At 70.6% G+C, this 16,155-nt stretch carries 13 protein-coding genes; 6 read left to right on the forward strand and 7 right to left on the reverse strand.

The features are described from left to right. Window positions 1-266: 266 nt before the first annotated feature. The 4 genes from ppdK to AB0398_RS17155 form a co-directional block, all read right to left on the reverse strand. A complete protein-coding gene (gene ppdK, locus AB0398_RS17140) occupies window positions 267-2,978 on the reverse strand; it encodes a pyruvate, phosphate dikinase (protein ID WP_366375833.1) in 2,712 nt (903 codons plus the stop codon). 356 nt (window positions 2,979-3,334) lie between these two features. Then, window positions 3,335-4,471 (reverse strand): tRNA dihydrouridine synthase DusB, encoded by a 1,137-nt coding sequence (dusB, locus tag AB0398_RS17145; protein ID WP_366375834.1) that lies wholly within the window; start codon window positions 4,469-4,471, stop codon window positions 3,335-3,337. 134 nt (window positions 4,472-4,605) lie between these two features. Next, window positions 4,606-7,239 (reverse strand): FG-GAP-like repeat-containing protein, encoded by a 2,634-nt coding sequence (locus AB0398_RS17150; protein WP_366375836.1) that lies wholly within the window; start codon window positions 7,237-7,239, stop codon window positions 4,606-4,608. Between the two features lie 74 nt (window positions 7,240-7,313). Then, the gene (locus tag AB0398_RS17155; RefSeq protein WP_366375838.1) at window positions 7,314-7,535 is read right to left on the reverse strand and encodes a DUF6243 family protein; all 222 of its coding nucleotides are present in this window, start codon (window positions 7,533-7,535) and stop codon (window positions 7,314-7,316) included. Between the two features lie 202 nt (window positions 7,536-7,737). On the opposite strand from AB0398_RS17155, the gene AB0398_RS17160 reads away from it, so the two are divergent. Both AB0398_RS17160 and AB0398_RS17165 read left to right on the forward strand, forming a co-directional pair. After that, on the forward strand, window positions 7,738-8,796 hold the full coding sequence (locus AB0398_RS17160; RefSeq protein ID WP_366375840.1) for an aldo/keto reductase: 1,059 nt from the start codon (window positions 7,738-7,740) through the stop codon (window positions 8,794-8,796). Between the two features lie 37 nt (window positions 8,797-8,833). Then, entirely contained in the window at window positions 8,834-9,421 is a 588-nt protein-coding gene (locus AB0398_RS17165; protein WP_366375842.1) for a TetR family transcriptional regulator, read from the forward strand. Between the two features lie 98 nt (window positions 9,422-9,519). Here AB0398_RS17165 and AB0398_RS17170 read toward each other — a convergent pair whose 3' ends face one another. Further along, a complete protein-coding gene (locus AB0398_RS17170) occupies window positions 9,520-10,902 on the reverse strand; it encodes a glycine--tRNA ligase (protein ID WP_366375846.1) in 1,383 nt (460 codons plus the stop codon). Window positions 10,903-11,136: 234 nt separating this feature from the next. On the opposite strand from AB0398_RS17170, the gene AB0398_RS17175 reads away from it, so the two are divergent. From AB0398_RS17175 to AB0398_RS17190, 4 genes are all read left to right on the forward strand, one after another. After that, complete coding sequence (locus AB0398_RS17175) at window positions 11,137-12,126, forward strand: metal ABC transporter substrate-binding protein (RefSeq protein ID WP_366375848.1); 990 nt, start codon at window positions 11,137-11,139, stop codon at window positions 12,124-12,126. Between the two features lie 26 nt (window positions 12,127-12,152). After that, window positions 12,153-12,938 (forward strand): metal ABC transporter ATP-binding protein, encoded by a 786-nt coding sequence (locus AB0398_RS17180; protein WP_366375850.1) that lies wholly within the window; start codon window positions 12,153-12,155, stop codon window positions 12,936-12,938. 1 nt (window position 12,939) lies between these two features. Next, window positions 12,940-13,833, forward strand: a complete 894-nt coding sequence (locus tag AB0398_RS17185) for a metal ABC transporter permease (protein ID WP_366375852.1) — start codon at window positions 12,940-12,942, stop codon at window positions 13,831-13,833. Window positions 13,834-13,905: 72 nt separating this feature from the next. Beyond that, complete coding sequence (locus AB0398_RS17190; protein ID WP_062755824.1) at window positions 13,906-14,316, forward strand: transcriptional repressor; 411 nt, start codon at window positions 13,906-13,908, stop codon at window positions 14,314-14,316. 78 nt (window positions 14,317-14,394) lie between these two features. Here the strand turns inward: AB0398_RS17190 and AB0398_RS17195 are convergent, their stop codons facing one another. Next, complete coding sequence (locus AB0398_RS17195) at window positions 14,395-15,219, reverse strand: isoprenyl transferase (protein WP_366375896.1); 825 nt, start codon at window positions 15,217-15,219, stop codon at window positions 14,395-14,397. Between the two features lie 23 nt (window positions 15,220-15,242). After that, the gene (recO, locus tag AB0398_RS17200) at window positions 15,243-15,992 is read right to left on the reverse strand and encodes a DNA repair protein RecO (protein ID WP_366375854.1); all 750 of its coding nucleotides are present in this window, start codon (window positions 15,990-15,992) and stop codon (window positions 15,243-15,245) included. Window positions 15,993-16,155: the final 163 nt, after the last annotated feature.

Raw genomic sequence — 16,155 nt, forward strand, 5'->3', positions numbered from 1 at the left:
CGGCCGTAATTGAACACGAATCCACATCCGATCGACGGCCCGGCGAAATGAGCGGCCGGCCCTCGGGGAGAAAAACGACGGGACGGACACCTCCGCACAAAGGTGTCCGTCCCGTCCCTGTGAATCCGGAGCCGCCGCCCGCCGGTGAGGGTGGTGAAGTGGACCGGCGGCGACCCCGGGAGTTCGGTGAATCCGCTGCTGAACGGGGGTTCAGCGGGGATCCGGGCCGGCTCCTGAACAGGGGTTCAGGAGCCCGCCGTACCGCCTCAGCGGCTGTCGCTGCCCTTCGACTCGGCCGCCGCGCGGCCCGCCTCCAGACGCGCCACCGGGATCCGGAAGGGCGAGCAGGAGACGTAGTCGAGGCCCACCTCGTGGAAGAAGTGCACCGACTCCGGGTCGCCGCCGTGCTCGCCGCAGACGCCGAGCTTGATGTCGGGGCGGGTGGCGCGGCCGGCCTCGACGGCGCTGCGGACCAGGGCGCCCACGCCGTCCTTGTCGATGGTCTCGAAGGGGCTGACGCCGAAGATGCCCTTCTCCAGGTACGCCGTGAAGAAGCTGGCCTCCACGTCGTCGCGGGAGAAGCCCCACACCGTCTGCGTCAGGTCGTTGGTGCCGAAGGAGAAGAACTCGGCGGCCTCGGCGATCTGACCGGCGGTGACGGCGGCGCGCGGCAGCTCGATCATGGTGCCGAGCGCGAGCTTGAGGTCGACGCCGGTCTGCGCGCGGACCTCCTCGATGACCTGCTCGGCCTCCTCGCGGACGATCTCCAGCTCCTGGACGGTGCCGACGAGCGGGATCATGATCTCGGCGCGCGGGTCGCCCTTGGCGTCGATCCGCTGGGCCGCGGCCTCCGCGATGGCCCGGACCTGCATGGTGAACAGGCCGGGGATGACCAGGCCGAGGCGGACGCCGCGCAGACCCAGCATCGGGTTCTGCTCGTGCAGCCGGTGCACGGCCTGGAGCAGGCGCAGGTCGTTCTCGTGCGGCTCCTTGCGGGACTCGGCGAGGGCGACGCGGACCGACAGCTCGGTGATGTCGGGCAGGAACTCGTGCAGCGGCGGGTCGAGCAGCCGGACCGTGACGGGCAGCCCGTCCATGGCCTCGAAGAGCTCCACGAAGTCCTGCTTCTGGAGCGGCAGGAGGGCCTTGAGGGCGTCCTCGCGCTCGGCGTCCGTGTCCGCGAGGATCAGGCGCTCGACGTACTGGCGGCGCTCGCCGAGGAACATGTGCTCGGTGCGGCACAGCCCGATGCCCTGGGCGCCGAAGCGGCGGGCGCGCGAGGCGTCCTCGGCGTTGTCGGCGTTGGCGCGGACCCGCAGGCGGCGGACGCGGTCGGCGTAGGCCATGATCCGGTGGACGGCCTGGACCAGCTCGTCGGCGTCGTCGGCGCCGGCGTGCATCCGGCCCTCGAAGTACTCGACGACCGGGGACGGCACGACGGGTACCTCGCCGAGGTACACCTTGCCGGTGGAGCCGTCGATGGAGACGACGTCGCCCTCCTCGACCACCTGGCCGTCGGAGGTGGTCATCCGGCGGCGCTTGGTGTCGACCTCCAGCTCCTCGGCGCCGCAGACACAGGTCTTGCCCATGCCGCGGGCGACGACGGCGGCGTGCGAGGTCTTGCCGCCGCGCGAGGTGAGGATGCCCTCGGCGGCGATCATGCCGTCCAGGTCGTCGGGGTTGGTCTCGCGGCGGATCAGGATGACCTTCTCGCCGGAGCGGGACCACTTGACGGCCGTGTACGAGTCGAAGACGGCCTTGCCGACGGCGGCGCCCGGGGAGGCGGCGATGCCGCGCCCGATCTGCTCGACCTTCGCGTCCTCGTCGAACTTGGGGAACATGAGCTGGGCGAGCTGGGCGCCGTTGACGCGCTGGAGCGCCTCGGCCTCGTCGATCAGGCCCTGGTCCACGAGCTGGGTGGCGATGCGGAAGGCGGCACCGGCGGTGCGCTTGCCGACGCGGGTCTGGAGCATCCAGAGCTGGCCGCGCTCGATGGTGAACTCGATGTCGCAGAGGTCCTTGTAGTGGGTCTCAAGGGTCTCCATGATGTGCATGAGCTGGTCGTACGACGTCTTGTCGATCGACTCCAGGTCGGCCAGCGGCACCGTGTTGCGGATGCCGGCGACGACGTCCTCGCCCTGCGCGTTCTGGAGGTAGTCGCCGTAGACGCCCTGGTGGCCGGAGGCGGGGTCGCGGGTGAAGGCGACGCCGGTGCCGGAGTCCGGGCCCAGGTTGCCGAAGACCATCGAGCAGACGTTGACGGCGGTGCCGAGGTCGCCCGGGATGCGCTCCTGGCGGCGGTACAGCTTGGCGCGGTCCGTGTTCCAGGAGTTGAAGACGGCCTCGATGGCGAGGTCCATCTGCTCGCGCGGGTCCTGCGGGAAGTCGCGGCCGGTCTCGGCCTTCACGATCTTCTTGAACTGCTTGACGACCTTCTTGAGGTCGGCGGCGTCCAGGTCGGTGTCGCTGGCGGCCTTCTTGGCGGCCTTGACCTCGTCGAGCGCGTCCTCGAAGAGCTCGCCGTCGACGTCCAGGACGGTCTTGCCGAACATCTGGATGAGGCGGCGGTACGAGTCCCAGGCGAAGCGCTCGTTGTCGGCCTGGCGTGCGAGGCCGGCGACGGACTCGTCGGAGAGGCCGATGTTCAGCACGGTGTCCATCATGCCCGGCATGGAGAACTTCGCGCCGGAGCGGACGGAGACGAGCAGCGGGTCGTCGGCCTGGCCGAGCTTCTTGCCCATCTTCCGTTCGAGGGCGTCGAGGTGCGCGCTGACCTCGTCGCGGAGCGCGGCCGGCTCCGAGCCGCTCTCGAGGTAGACCTTGCACGCCTCGGTGGTGATCGTGAAGCCGGGGGGAACCGGGAGACCGAGGTTGGTCATCTCGGCCAGGTTCGCGCCCTTGCCACCGAGCAGGTCCTTCAGGTCCCTGTTGCCCTCGGTGAAGTCGTAGACGAACTTCTGATCATTGTTTTCCGACACGGGCCACGACTCCTCGACGACTCGGTTGGCTGCCCTGACGGCGAGGAACATACCCAGATCGAAGGCTTCTAGGGAGGTACGCCTAGCGGTCAGCTGGTCTTAACCACCCGTCCGCCAGCGCTTCGAAAGTAACCGAGCGGTAGCTTCCGCTTTCAGGGCCCGAAGACGCGATGACCCAAAACAGAGGCAAGTCGCTCAGGTGAGCGATCATCGCGACTTTTGCGTTCAACTTCTGAACGCAAAAAGGGTGGCACCGGGTGCCACCCTTCAGGCGGTGCAGTCGTTCGTAACTTGCTCATGTGAGCGCCAACCCCCTCAAGGGTGGCGAGGATCACTCCCCGAGAAAGGCTTGAATCTCAGCCGCCGGACGTGTCCAGCTCCGCGTCCTCGCTCACGCCGGAGCAGTCGTACGGGTCCTTCAACCAGCCGTCCGGCAGGACGACTCGGTTGTTTCCGGACGTACGACCGCGGGGGCCGTCCGCGCCGACGGGCCACGCCTGGTCCAGGTCGAGCTCGCTCAACTGAGCGCGCAGCTCGTCCAGGGAGGAGGTGATCGCCAGCTTCTTGCGCATCTCCGAACCGACCGCGAAGCCCTTCAGGTACCAGGCCACGTGCTTGCGGAAGTCGATGACACCGCGTGCCTCGTCCCCGAGCCACTCGCCGAGCAGCCGGGCGTGGCGCACCATCGCGTCCGCGACCTCCCGCAGGGGCGGCTGGGCATAGGCCCCCGTACCCTCGAAGCCCGCCACGAGGTCCCCGAAGAGCCACGGGCGGCCCAGGCAGCCGCGCCCGACGACCACGCCGTCGCAGCCGGTCTCGCGCATCATCCGCAGGGCGTCGTCGGCCGACCAGATGTCGCCGTTGCCGAGCACCGGGATCTCCGGCACGTGCTCCTTGAGGCGCGCGATGGCGTCCCAGTCGGCCGTGCCGCCGTAGTGCTGGGCCGCCGTCCGCCCGTGCAGGGCGATCGCCGTGACGCCCTCCTCGACCGCGATCCGGCCCGCGTCCAGGAAGGTGATGTGGTCGTCGTCGATGCCCTTGCGCATCTTCATCGTGACCGGCAGGTCGCCCGCGCTGGTCACGGCCTCGTGCAGGATCGCCCGCAGCAGCGGCCGCTTGTAGGGCAGGGCCGAGCCGCCGCCCTTCCGGGTCACCTTGGGGACCGGGCAGCCGAAGTTCAGGTCGATGTGGTCGGCCAGGTCCTCGTCGACGATCATCCGCACGGCCTTGCCGACCGTCACCGGGTCCACCCCGTAGAGCTGGATCGAACGCGGCTTCTCCGTCTCGTCGAACCGGATGAGCTGCATCGTCTTCTCGTTGCGCTCGACCAGGGCGCGCGTCGTGATCATCTCGCTCACGAACAGCCCCTTGCCGCCGGAGTACTCGCGGCAGAGGGTGCGGAAGGGGGCGTTGGTGATGCCGGCCATCGGGGCGAGCACCACCGGCGGCTGCACGATGTGCGGCCCGATGGCGAGGGGGGTGAACGCGGTCATGGGCCCATTGTCGCGTACGACGGCGGTCATTAGTTAGCCGTACTATCCGAACATACCCGACCTCACATCCGGGGCACCCGGGGGCGCGGGCAGTGGTCGCCGCCGTCCGCACCCCCGGGCACCTTCCGGTCCCGCTACCAGCGGACGGGCGCGACCTTCGGGTCGTCGAAGGTGGTGTCGCCCCGACCGGTCCAGATCTTCAGCGTGCCGTCGGTGTCCCGGGCGAGGACGTCCGCCTTGCCGTCCTCGGTGAAGTCCCCGACGACGGTCTCGGTGGAGTTCCAGTCCTGGATGGCGGGCTTCTTCGGCCAGAAGGTGCCGTCCGGTCTGCGGACCCACACCATGAGGTCGCCGGAGTCCACCGCCATGATGTCGGCCCCGCCGTCGCCGTTGAGGTCCCCGGCGACGGTCTGGGTGAAGATCCAGCCCTTCGTCACGTCCCTCGGCTGCTTGAAGGCGATGGGCGTGGAATCGGTGCCCGCCCAGATGTGGAGCTGCTTCGTGTCCTCATGGGCGGCGATGATGTCCACCTTGCCGTCGATGTCGAAGTCGGCGACGGCCACCTCCTTGAACTTCCAGCCCAGCGTGACGCATTCGCGCGAGCCGAAGCGGCCGTTCCCCAGGCCGGGCCACGCCCACAGCTCGTCCGCGGTCGAGCCCTCGGACAGGGGCGGTGTCCTGGCCATGATGTCGGCCTTGCCGTCGCCGTTGAAGTCCCCCGCGACGGTCTGGGTGTGGTTCCAGTCGTTGGTGACGTGCAGCGAGCGGTCGAACGAGCCGTCCCCCCGGCCGAACCAGATCCTCATGGTCGAGGAGGTGGCGTCCCGGGCGATGAGGTCGGTGAGACCGTCGCCGTCGAAGTCGGCCGCGGCGGTCTGCGAGAGGTGCTTGGACGTTCCGGTGACCGCCGCGGCGAACGTGTCGGCCAGGCGCTGGGTGCCGGTGTCGTTGAAGTGCAGGTCGTCCCGGCCCGACTTGTAGGCGCGGGCGAGCCGGGTCGGTGCGGCGGGGTCCCGGGTGGCGCGGTCGAGGTCGACGTGGCCGGGCAGGGTCCGGATGTGGGCGTTGACGGCCTGCCGGGCCCTCTCGTGGGCGGGGTTGTCGGAGCAGCCGGTCGGTTTGCCGCTCTGGCACGCGAACGGCGGGATGGTCGCGACCGTGACGTCGGTGCCGCGGGCACGGGCGTCCGCCATGATCGTGTCGATGCCCGCCTTGAGCGCGGCTCCCTCCACTCCGGCGCCCCCGGAGAGGATGTCGTTGACCCCCTCGTAGAGGACCACGCGGCGGACGCCGGGCTGGGCGAACACGTCGCGGTCGAGCCGGTTCAGGGCGGCCGGACCCGCGGCGTCGAGGAGGTTCACCGTCGTGCCGGATCCCACGTCGACCGAACTGCCGTGGTCCTGGAGGACTCTGTTGCTGCTCAAGCCCATGTTCAGGACCCCCGGCGCGGCCGGGTCGCCGGCGAGCACCTTGGCGAACAGGTCGGGCCAGCGCTGGTTCTCGTCCTCGGTGCTGTGGGAGCCGTCGGTCTGGGAGTCACCGATCATGACGACGGTCCCCGGGGAGCCGTCGGCCTCCACGTCGAGACCGCTGAGCAGGGTCCACTTGGACGGGCTCGCCGTGAAGCCGGTCTGGCCGGCCTGACGCGTGAGATCGCCCGCGCCGACGTACGTCTTCGACAGGGCGTAGGAGTGCACGGGGGCACCCTTGACCTCGCCCGGGAGGTGGACGCTGACCAGGAGGTCACGGCCGGCGGTGACGGGGAACGCGATCCGGTCGCTGACCAGCTCGCCGCCCGCCGGCATGGTGGTCCGGCCCTTGGGGAACGTCACCTCGCGGACGGCTCCGGTGGCCGCGCCCGTCTTGGCGGACCGCTCGGCGAGGGTGACGCGTCCGAGGGTGACGGGCCGGAATCCGAAGGTGTTCGTGAAGCGGAGCCGGAAGCCGGATCCACTCTTGTGCGGGTGGACGACCATGCGCAGGGTCTGGTTGTTCCATACGGGCCAGTAGCCCTCGGGCTCCTTGCCCATCCCCTCCGGCGGCGCGAGGGCCGCGCCCCAGCTTCCCGTCCATGTCTTGCCCTCGGACGACGCCGTGGTGGTGTCGCGGATGCCGACGGAGAAGACGTGCAGACCGGGGGCCGTCGGCAGCTTGACGGTCTTCACGGTCTTGGTGCGGTCGAGCGGGACGGTGACCGCGTAGACGTTCTTGCCGCCCTCCCTGTTCGGCCTGCCCGAGGAGAAGGACTCACTCGTCACGGTCACCGCGGGGGCCGACTGCTTGGCCGGGTTCCAGATCCAGCCCTCCACGCCGAGGCGGTACGTCGACGTGGTGCCGTCGGTGTACGTGACGGTGCCGTCGCCCTGGACGGGCCCGCGCTCGGCGGCGGCCAGAAAGCCGAGGGCGTCGCCCTTGCCCGACAAGGCGAAGGTCTGCCCCTCGGCCTTCGCGTTGTCCCCCTCCGAGGTCGCGCTCGGCCAGGTGTGGTTCGTGCCGTTGACGGTGATCGGCGCCCCCGGCTCCCAGCCGGCGGCGGCGAGCAGGGCGCCGGAGTAGCTGTTGCCCGCTCCGTCGAAGCCGGGTCCGTTCGAGCTGCCGCCCTCTGGGGTGATGGCCGTGTTGTTGAAGGCCTCCTGGAAGGATCCGAGCACGGTCCCTTCGGCGTGCGCGGTTCCGGCGACGGGTCCGACGGCGGCCAGCGCCAGGGCGAGGGCGAGGACGGACGCGCCCGCCCTCGTCCGCACGGGGCCGGGTCTTCTGTACTGCAAGGACGTTCTTCCTCTCGATCGCGAAAAGGGCCCGGGGCGGGGAACGCCTCGGGCCCTTCGTGGTGCGGTGCTGGTTACTCCTGGCCGCTGCCGGGCGCGTCGGCGCCCCCGGCGCCCTCCGTGCCGCTCTCGGCTCCCCGCGCGCGTTCGCGCATCTTCCTCAGGAGCTCCTGCTTCTGGTCCTCGGCCGTGCGCCGGTCGGCGGCGCGGTCCCGGGTGGTGGCCTGCTGGTCGGCGCGGGACAGCTTCTTGCGCTGTCCGCCGACGCCGAGGAGGTTGTTGCGGCCCTTCGCCATGGGGTTCTCCCGTCAGTGGTGAGGTGGTCGGTGGTCGGGCTCGGTCAGCCCCGGCGCTGAGCGCTCACTCGTAGATCTGGAAGAACGAACACATGCCGGGGACGCTACCCCGGCCCCGTCCCGGCGGCACCCGATTTTCCCCGCACCACTCGAAGGAATGACAGATATTGAAATCTGTCATCGCACATGCCATGGTTGAACCATGACCACGACCCAGAGCACGACACCCTCCCCCGACCGCGTCCCCACCCGCCCGCTCGGCGCCACCGGCCCCCGGGTCTCCGCCCTCGGCCTCGGCTGCATGGGCATGTCCGCGCTGTACGGCGAGAGCGACCGCGCCGAGTCGATCGCGACCATCCACGCCGCCCTGGACGCCGGGGTGACCCTCCTCGACACCGGCGACTTCTACGGGATGGGGCACAACGAACTGCTGATCGCCGAGGCGCTGCGGACCGCGCCCGCCGCCGCCCGCGAGCAGGCCCTCACCAGCGTGAAGTTCGGCGCGCTCCGCACGGTCGAGGGCGGCTTCACCGGGTACGACGGGCGGCCGGCCGCCGTGAAGAACTTCGCGGCGTACTCGCTCCAGCGCCTGGGCACCGACCACATCGACGTCTACCGGATCGCCCGCGTCGACCCGGACGTGCCGATCGAGGAGACCGTCGGCGCCATCGCCGAACTGGTCGAGGCGGGACACGTGCGGCACGTCGGGCTCTCCGAGGTCGGCGCGGACACCCTGCGCCGGGCGGCGGCCGTGACCCCGATCGCGGACCTCCAGATCGAGTACTCGCTGATCTCCCGGTCCATCGAGGAGAAGATCCTGCCCACCGCCCACGAGCTCGGCATCGGGATCACGGCCTACGGCGTGCTCTCGCGCGGGCTGATCAGCGGCCACTTCACCCGGGACCGGGAGCTGGCGCCGGGCGACTTCCGGGGCATGAGCCCGCGCTTCCAGGGCGAGAACCTCCAGCGGAACCTGGACCTGGTGGACCGGCTGCGGGCGCTCGCGGAGGCGAAGGGCGCCTCCGTCGCGCAGATCGCCGTCGCCTGGGTCCTGGCGCAGGGCGAGCGGCAGGGCGCGGACGTGGTGCCGCTGATCGGCGCCCGGCGCCGGGACCGGCTCGCGGAGGCGCTCGGCGCCCTGGACGTCACGCTCGACGCCGCCGACCTGGCCGCGATCGAGGAGGCCGTCCCGGCGGGCGCGGCGGCCGGCGAGCGGTACCCGGCGGCGCAGATGGCGCACCTGGACAGCGAGCGGTCGTGAGCGTCGGCGGGTTCAGGCCGAAAGGTACTGTCCTTCCATGGCCGCCACCGAGACCCTGACCGCAGAGCGCATCCTCGAAGCGACCGAGGAGGTGCTGAGGCGCTACGGCCCGGCGAAGGCGACCGTCGTGGACGTGGCCCGGGTCCTCGGCGTCAGCCACGGCAGCGTCTACCGCCACTTCCGCACCAAGGCGGCGCTGCGCGAGGCGGTGACCGAGCGGTGGCTCTCGCGCACCGAGACCGCCCTCGCCGAGCTGACCGCGGCCCCGGACCGGCCGGCGCCGGAGAAGCTGCGCGCCTGGTTCGCCCACCTCTTCGAGGCCAAGCGGCACAAGGCGGGCGACGACCCCGAGCTGTTCGCCACGTACAACGTGCTGATCGACGAGAGCAGCGGCGTGGTGGAGCAGCACATCGGCGTTCTGATCGACCAGGTCCGGTCGATCGTGGCGGAGGGCGCCGAGGAGGCGGAGTTCGCCGCCCCCGACCCGGACGCGACGGCCCGCGCGCTCTTCGACGCGACCTCCCGCTTCCACGACCCGGCCTACGCGCCGGAGTGGCGGCGCCCGACGATCGAGACCGAGTTCGAGGCCGTGGTGGAGCTGCTGCTGCGCGGTCTGCGCGCCTGAGAAGGGCCCGTACGACGGGGAAGCCCCCGGTTCCGTGGTCCGGAACCGGGGGCTTCGCCGTACTGACGTACTGCCGTCCTGAAGGAAGGCGCCGCGACTCAGCAGCCGAGGAGGCGGCTGCCCAGGTAGCCCTGGATCTGGTCGAGGGAGACGCGCTCCTGCTTCATGGTGTCGCGCTCGCGCACGGTCACCGCGTTGTCGTCGAGGGTGTCGAAGTCGACGGTGATGCAGAACGGGGTGCCGATCTCGTCCTGACGGCGGTAGCGGCGGCCGATGGCGCCGGCGTCGTCGAACTCGATGTTCCAGTTCTGGCGCAGGTCCGCCGCGAGGCCCTTGGCCTTCGGGGAGAGCTGCGGGTTGCGGGAGAGCGGCAGGACCGCGGCCTTGACCGGGGCCAGGCGGTGGTCGAGGCGCAGCACGACGCGCTTCTCCATGACGCCCTTGGCGTTGGGGGCCTCGTCCTCGGTGTACGCGTCGAGCAGGAAGGCCAGCATCGTGCGGCCGACACCGGCCGCCGGCTCGATGACGTACGGCGTGTAGCGCTCGTTGGACTCCTGGTCCAGGTAGGTCAGGCTGGCGCCGGAGGCCTTGGAGTGGGCGCTCAGGTCGTAGTCCGTGCGGTTGGCGACGCCCTCCAGCTCGCCCCACTCGCTGCCGCCGAAGGAGAAGCGGTACTCGATGTCGGCGGTGCGCTTGGAGTAGTGGGAGAGCTTCTCCTGCGGGTGCTCGAACCAGCGCATGTTCTCCTCGCGCAGGCCCAGGCCGGTGTACCAGTTCCAGCGCTGCTGCATCCAGTACTCCTGCCACTCCTCGTCCTCGCCCGGCTTGACGAAGAACTCCATCTCCATCTGCTCGAACTCGCGGGTCCGGAAGATGAAGTTGCCCGGAGTGATCTCGTTCCGGAAGGACTTGCCCATCTGCGCGATGCCGAACGGGGGCTTCTTGCGCGCGGTGGTCTGCACCTGGGAGAAGTTGGTGAAGATGCCCTGGGCGGTCTCGGGACGCAGGTAGGCGACGGAGCCGGAGTCCTGGGTCGGGCCGAGGTGGGTGGAGAGCAGGCCCGAGAAGTTCTTGGGCTCGGTGAAGGTGCCCTTGTTGCCGCAGTTGGGGCAGTTGAGGTCGGCGAGGCCGTTCTCGGGGAGACGGCCGTGCTTCTCCTCGTACGCCTCCTCCAGGTGGTCGGCGCGGAAGCGCTTGTGGCAGGAGGTGCACTCGGTCAGCGGGTCGGTGAAGGTGGCGACGTGACCGGACGCCTCCCAGACCTCGGTCGCCAGGATGACCGACGAGTCGATGCCGACGACGTCCTCGCGCGAGGTGACCATGTAACGCCACCACTGGCGCTTGATGTTCTCCTTGAGCTCGACGCCCAGGTGCCCGTAGTCCCAGGCGGCGCGCTGGCCGCCGTAGATCTCGCTACAGGGGAAAACGAAGCCACGGCGCTTGCTCAGGCTGACGATGGTGTCGATCTTGTCGGCGGCCACGGTGCTCTCTTCATTACGACGACGGAAAGGATGGGAACTGCGGCGCGAAGCGCCTCTGTGGGGGGTGGTGGTCGGGAGACGGGTGGGCGAATGCCACAGGTTACCGGCGCCCGTACCCCCCGCATCAAATCGGTTCCGGGTAAGGGGGGCGGGAGGGAGAGCGGGGCGTCGCGTGGGTGGGACCACACGGAAGGCAATTGACAACCGTTTCCAATTTTGTTGAAAATGAGTGTCATGAACGTACGTCGCCTGATACCCAGCACCGCCCTCGCCGGAGCCGTCGCGCTCGGCCTCGTCTCCCTCTCCGCCTGCGCCGGGACCTCCGACGCCGCCGACGGGGGCAAGGGCGGCAAGCTGGACGTGGTGGCGTCGTTCTATCCGATGCAGTACCTGGCCGAGCAGATAGGCGGCGGCCACGTCGCCGTCGAGACGCTCACGAAGCCCGGCGTCGAGCCGCACGACCTGGAGCTCAAGCCGAAGCAGATCGGCGAGCTCGGCGAGGCCGACGTCATCGTCTACCTCAAGGGCGTCCAGCCCGCCGTCGACGAGGCCATCGCCCAGGCCGGCGTGAAGAACACGGTCGACGCCACCACGCTCACGAAGCTGGAGGCGCACGGCACCGGGGCCGGACACGACCACGGCCACGGCGAGGAGGGCCACGAGCACGCCGGGGAAGAGGGCCACGACCACGGCTCCGAGGCCGGCACCGACCCCCACGTCTGGCTCGACCCCGTGAAGTACGCCGAGGTCGCCAAGGGCGTCGGCAGCGCCTTCGAGAAGGCCGACCCGGACCACGCCGCCGACTACAAGAAGAACACCGACGCCCTGGTGAAGAAGCTCGGCGACCTGAACACCGAGTTCGAGACGGGCCTGAAGAACACCGCGACCCGCACCTTCATCACCACCCACTCCGCCTTCGGCTACCTCGCCGAGCGCTACCACCTGGAGCAGGAGGGCATCGCCGGCGTCGACCCCGAGTCCGAGCCGAGCCCCGCCCGCATGAAGGAGCTCCAGGAGATCGCGGCCAAGGACAAGGTCTCCACGGTCTTCTTCGAGACCCTGGCGAGCGACAGGACCGCGAAGACCCTCGCCGGCGACACCGGTCTGAAGACCGACGTGCTCGACCCGCTGGAGGGCATCACGGACAAGTCCCGGGGCAGCGACTACATCGAGGTCATGCGCTCCAACCTCACCGCGCTGAAGAAGGCCCTCGGCGCCAAGTGACCACCGCACAGCAGGAGGTACGGCCCATGGCACAGGAAACCACCGCCGAGGCCCCCGAAGCCGTCGTCTCCGTCCGGGGGGCCACCGCGGCCCTCGGCGGCCGCCCCGTCCTCCGGGGCGTCGACCTCACCGTCCACCGCGGTGAGGTCGTCGCGCTGCTCGGCGCCAACGGCTCCGGCAAGTCCACCGCCGTCCGCTCCGTCATCGGCCAGGTGCCGCTGACCAGCGGCACGATCGAGCTGTTCGGCACCGACCGGAAGCGGTTCCGCGACTGGGCCCGCGTCGGGTACGTGCCGCAGCGCACCACCGCCGCGAGCGGCGTCCCCGCCACCATCCGCGAGGTCGTCACCTCGGGCCGCCTCTCCCGCCGCCGCTTCGGCCGGCTCGCCAGGCAGGACCGGGCCGCCGTCGAGCGGGCCATCGCCCTCGTCGGCCTCGCCGACCGCGCCGGGGACTCCGTCGACGCCCTCTCCGGCGGCCAGCACCAGCGGGTCCTGATCGCCCGCGCGCTCGCCTCCGAGCCCGAGCTCCTGATCATGGACGAGCCGATGGCGGGCGTGGACCTGGCCAGCCAGGAGATCCTGGCCGCGACCCTGCGCGAGCAGGTCGCGGGCGGCGCCACCGTCCTCCTCGTCCTGCACGAGCTGGGCCCCCTGGAGCCGCTGATCGACCGGGCCGTGGTCCTGCGCGACGGCTGCGTCGTCCACGACGGCCCGCCGCCCGAGGCCGTCGGACAGCACGCGCTGCCCGGCCACGACCACGTACATCCGCACGCGGCCGGCGAGCCGCTCCGCACGGGACTGCTGACCTGACATGGAATTCCTCGAACCCGCCTTCATGCAGCGGGCGCTGATCGCCGCCCTCCTGGTCGGGATCACCGCCCCCGCCGTCGGCGTCTACCTCGTCCAGCGCCGCCAGGCGCTGATGGGCGACGGCATCGGCCACGTCGCCATGACCGGTGTCGGCCTGGGCTTCCTGCTGAACTCCAGCCCGGTCTGGATGGCGACCCTCGTCGCCGTCGCCGGCTCGGTCGCGATGGAGCTGATCAGGGCGTACGGCAAGACCCGCGGCGACCTGGCGCTCGCGCTGCTCTTCTACGGCGGCATGGCGGGCGGCGTCCTGCTGATCAACCTCTCGCCGACCGGCTCCAACGCCAACCTCACCTCGTACCTCTTCGGCTCGCTGACCACGGTCTCGCCGGAGGACATCACCGCGATCTCGGTCCTGGCCGCCTTCGTGGTCCTGGTCACGGTCGGTCTGCGCCGCCGGCTCTTCGCGGTCAGCCAGGACGAGGAGTTCGCCCGGGTCACCGGCCTTCCGGTGCGCGCCCTGAACCTGCTGATCGCGGTCACGGCCGCGGTGACCGTCACCGTCGCCATGCGGGTCGTGGGCCTGCTCCTGGTGAGCGCGCTCATGGTGGTCCCGGTCGCGGCGGCCCAGCAGCTCACCCGCTCCTTCCGCGCCACTTTCATCGGCGCGGTCCTCATCGGGATCGTCGTCTCCCTGTCGGGAACGATCACCACGTACTACGTGGAGGCCCCGCCCGGCGCGACGATCGTGCTGTACGCGATCGGGGTCTTCGTCCTGCTCACGGCGCTCGCCACGCCGCTCGCCAAACGGCGGGCCAGGGCGGCCGAGACCGACGCGGCGGCCTGCGACGTACGGGTCCCGACCGGACGGCGGCCGGGCGACGACGTGAGGGTGTGAGCCACGACCGGTCCGTGGGACACGGGGGGCTGGCAGAATGGCGGGGGCAGACAAGCATCCAAGGAGGCCCCCGTGGTGACGGCAGGACCCCCCGTACGCGGCCGCTCGACCAAGCAGCGGGCCGCCGTGTCGGCGGCACTGAACGAGGTGGACGAGTTCCGCAGCGCGCAGGAGCTGCACGACATGCTCAAGCACCGCGGCGACTCGGTCGGCCTCACCACCGTCTACCGCACGCTCCAGTCCCTGGCGGACGCGGGCGAGGTCGACGCGCTGCGCACCAGCGACGGCGAGACGGTCTACCGCCGCTGCTCGACCGGTGACCACCACCACCATCTGGTCTGCCGCCTCTGCGGCAAGGCCGTGGAGGTGGAGGGCCCCATGGTGGAGCAGTGGGCCGAGGCGGTCGCCGCCGAGCACGGCTTCGTGAACGTGGCGCACACGGTGGAGATCTTCGGCACGTGCGCGGAGTGCGCCGCGAAGTGACCTGACGGACATGGACGCCCGTGAGGGCCCGTACCGGACTTTCTCCGGTACGGGCCCTCACGCGTGCGGCGGGTCCGGTCAGCCCTTGTCGAGGACGGCCAGGTCGGCCGGGTCCACGCCGCCGAAGCGCCGGTCGCGGGAGGCGTACTCGACGCAGGCGCGCCACAGGTCGCGGCGGTCGAAGTCCGGCCACAGCACGTCCTGGAAGATCATCTCGGCGTAGCTGCTCTGCCAGATGAGGTAGTTCGAGGTGCGCTGCTCGCCGCTCGGGCGCAGGAAGACGTCGACGTCCGGCATGTCCGGGTAGTACAGGTACTTCTGGAAGGTCTTCTCGTTGACCTTCGACGGGTCCAGCTTCCCGGCCGCCACGTCCCGGGCGATGGCCTGTGCCGCGTCCGCGATCTCGGCGCGCCCGCCGTAGTTGACGCAGAAGTACAGGGTCATGGCGTCGTTGCCGACGGTCTGCTCCTGGGCGACCTGGAGCTCCTGGACGACCGACTTCCACATCTTGGGCATGCGGCCGACCCAGCGGATGCGGATGCCCAGCTCGTCCATCTCGTCGCGGCGGCGGCGGATGACGTCCCGGTTGAAGTTCATGAGGAAGCGGACCTCGTCGGGCGAGCGCTTCCAGTTCTCGGTGGAGAAGGCGTAGAGGGAGAGGTTCTTGACGCCCATCTCCAGGCAGCCCTTGAGCACGTCCAGGACGACGCCCTCGCCGACCTTGTGGCCCTCGGTGCGCGGCAGGCCGCGCTCCTTGGCCCAGCGGCCGTTCCCGTCCATCACGCAGGCCACGTGGTTCGGCACCAGCTCGGCCGGGAGCTTCGGCGGGCGGGCGCCGGACGGGTGCGGCTCGGGCAGCTTGTACTCCCGGCGCTGCCGCCCGAGGATTCCGCGTCGTGCGATGGCCATGGCGATGGATCTCCTACCTAGGTCTTCTCTACGTATCGCAGGGAGCGCAGGCCGCGCTCCAGGTGCCAGTGCAGGTAGGCGGAGACGAGCCCGCTGCCCTCCCTGACGTGACGCGGCTCGCACGCGTCCGCCGTCGCCCAGTCGCCGGTGAGGAGCGCGCTGAGCAGGCCGATGGCCTCCGCAGAGGGTACGACGCTTCCGGGGACCCGGCAGTCGCCGCATATGACTCCGCCCGCCGCGACCGAGAAGAACCGGTTCGGCCCCGAGAGCCCGCATCTGGCGCAGTCCCCGAAGCTGGGCGCGTAGCCGTTCACGGCGAGGGAGCGCAGCAGGAAGGCGTCCAGGATCAGATGGGGGGCGTGCTCGCCCCGGGCGAGGGTCCGCAGGCCCCCGACGAGCAGCAGGTACTGCTGGACCGCCGGCTCGCCCTCGTGGTCGGTGAACCGCTCGGCCGTCTCCAGCATGGCCGTGCCGGCGGTGTAGCGGGCGTAGTCGGTGACGATCCCGCCGCCGTACGCGGCGATGGTCTCGCTCTGCGTGCAGAGCGGCAGGCCGCGCCCGATCAGCTCGCTCCCCCGGGCGAAGAACTGCACGTCCACGTGGGAGAAGGGTTCGAGCCGGGCCCCGAACTTCGACTTCGTGCGCCGCACGCCCCGCGCCACGGCGCGTACGCGCCCGTGACCGCGCGTGAGGATCGTGATGATGCGGTCCGCCTCACCCAGCTTCTGGGTGCGCAGCACGACGCCGTCGTCACGGAACAGACTCATGCGGCCCATTCTCCCGTACGGCACCGACACCCGGGTCCGGGGCCGGGCGCCGGGGCCGTACGGGAGGGCTAGGGCGTGTGTCGAAAGTGGCGTCGTCTGCCCGAAGGGCAGGCCCGGCGGTGTCCGGTGCGTGCGATCGCAAGGCGGAGGGTCGCCCCGATAC

This window comes from Streptomyces sp. NPDC086147, from assembly GCF_040702165.1.
Taxonomy (GTDB): Bacteria; Actinomycetota; Actinomycetes; order Streptomycetales; family Streptomycetaceae; genus Streptomyces.

What these genes read in the sequence shown, in the direction of transcription:
- dusB (WP_366375834.1), bottom strand. Translation starts at nt 4,471, where the DNA reads ATGACCGCGTTCACCCCCCTCGCCATCGGGCCGCACATCGTGCAGCCG.
- AB0398_RS17155 (WP_366375838.1), bottom strand. Translation starts at nt 7,535, where the DNA reads ATGGCGAAGGGCCGCAACAACCTCCTCGGCGTCGGCGGACAGCGCAAG.
- AB0398_RS17160 (WP_366375840.1), top strand. Translation starts at nt 7,738, where the DNA reads ATGACCACGACCCAGAGCACGACACCCTCCCCCGACCGCGTCCCCACC.
- AB0398_RS17165 (WP_366375842.1), top strand. Translation starts at nt 8,834, where the DNA reads ATGGCCGCCACCGAGACCCTGACCGCAGAGCGCATCCTCGAAGCGACC.
- AB0398_RS17175 (WP_366375848.1), top strand. Translation starts at nt 11,137, where the DNA reads ATGAACGTACGTCGCCTGATACCCAGCACCGCCCTCGCCGGAGCCGTC.
- AB0398_RS17180 (WP_366375850.1), top strand. Translation starts at nt 12,153, where the DNA reads ATGGCACAGGAAACCACCGCCGAGGCCCCCGAAGCCGTCGTCTCCGTC.
- AB0398_RS17185 (WP_366375852.1), top strand. Translation starts at nt 12,940, where the DNA reads ATGGAATTCCTCGAACCCGCCTTCATGCAGCGGGCGCTGATCGCCGCC.
- recO (WP_366375854.1), bottom strand. Translation starts at nt 15,992, where the DNA reads ATGAGTCTGTTCCGTGACGACGGCGTCGTGCTGCGCACCCAGAAGCTG.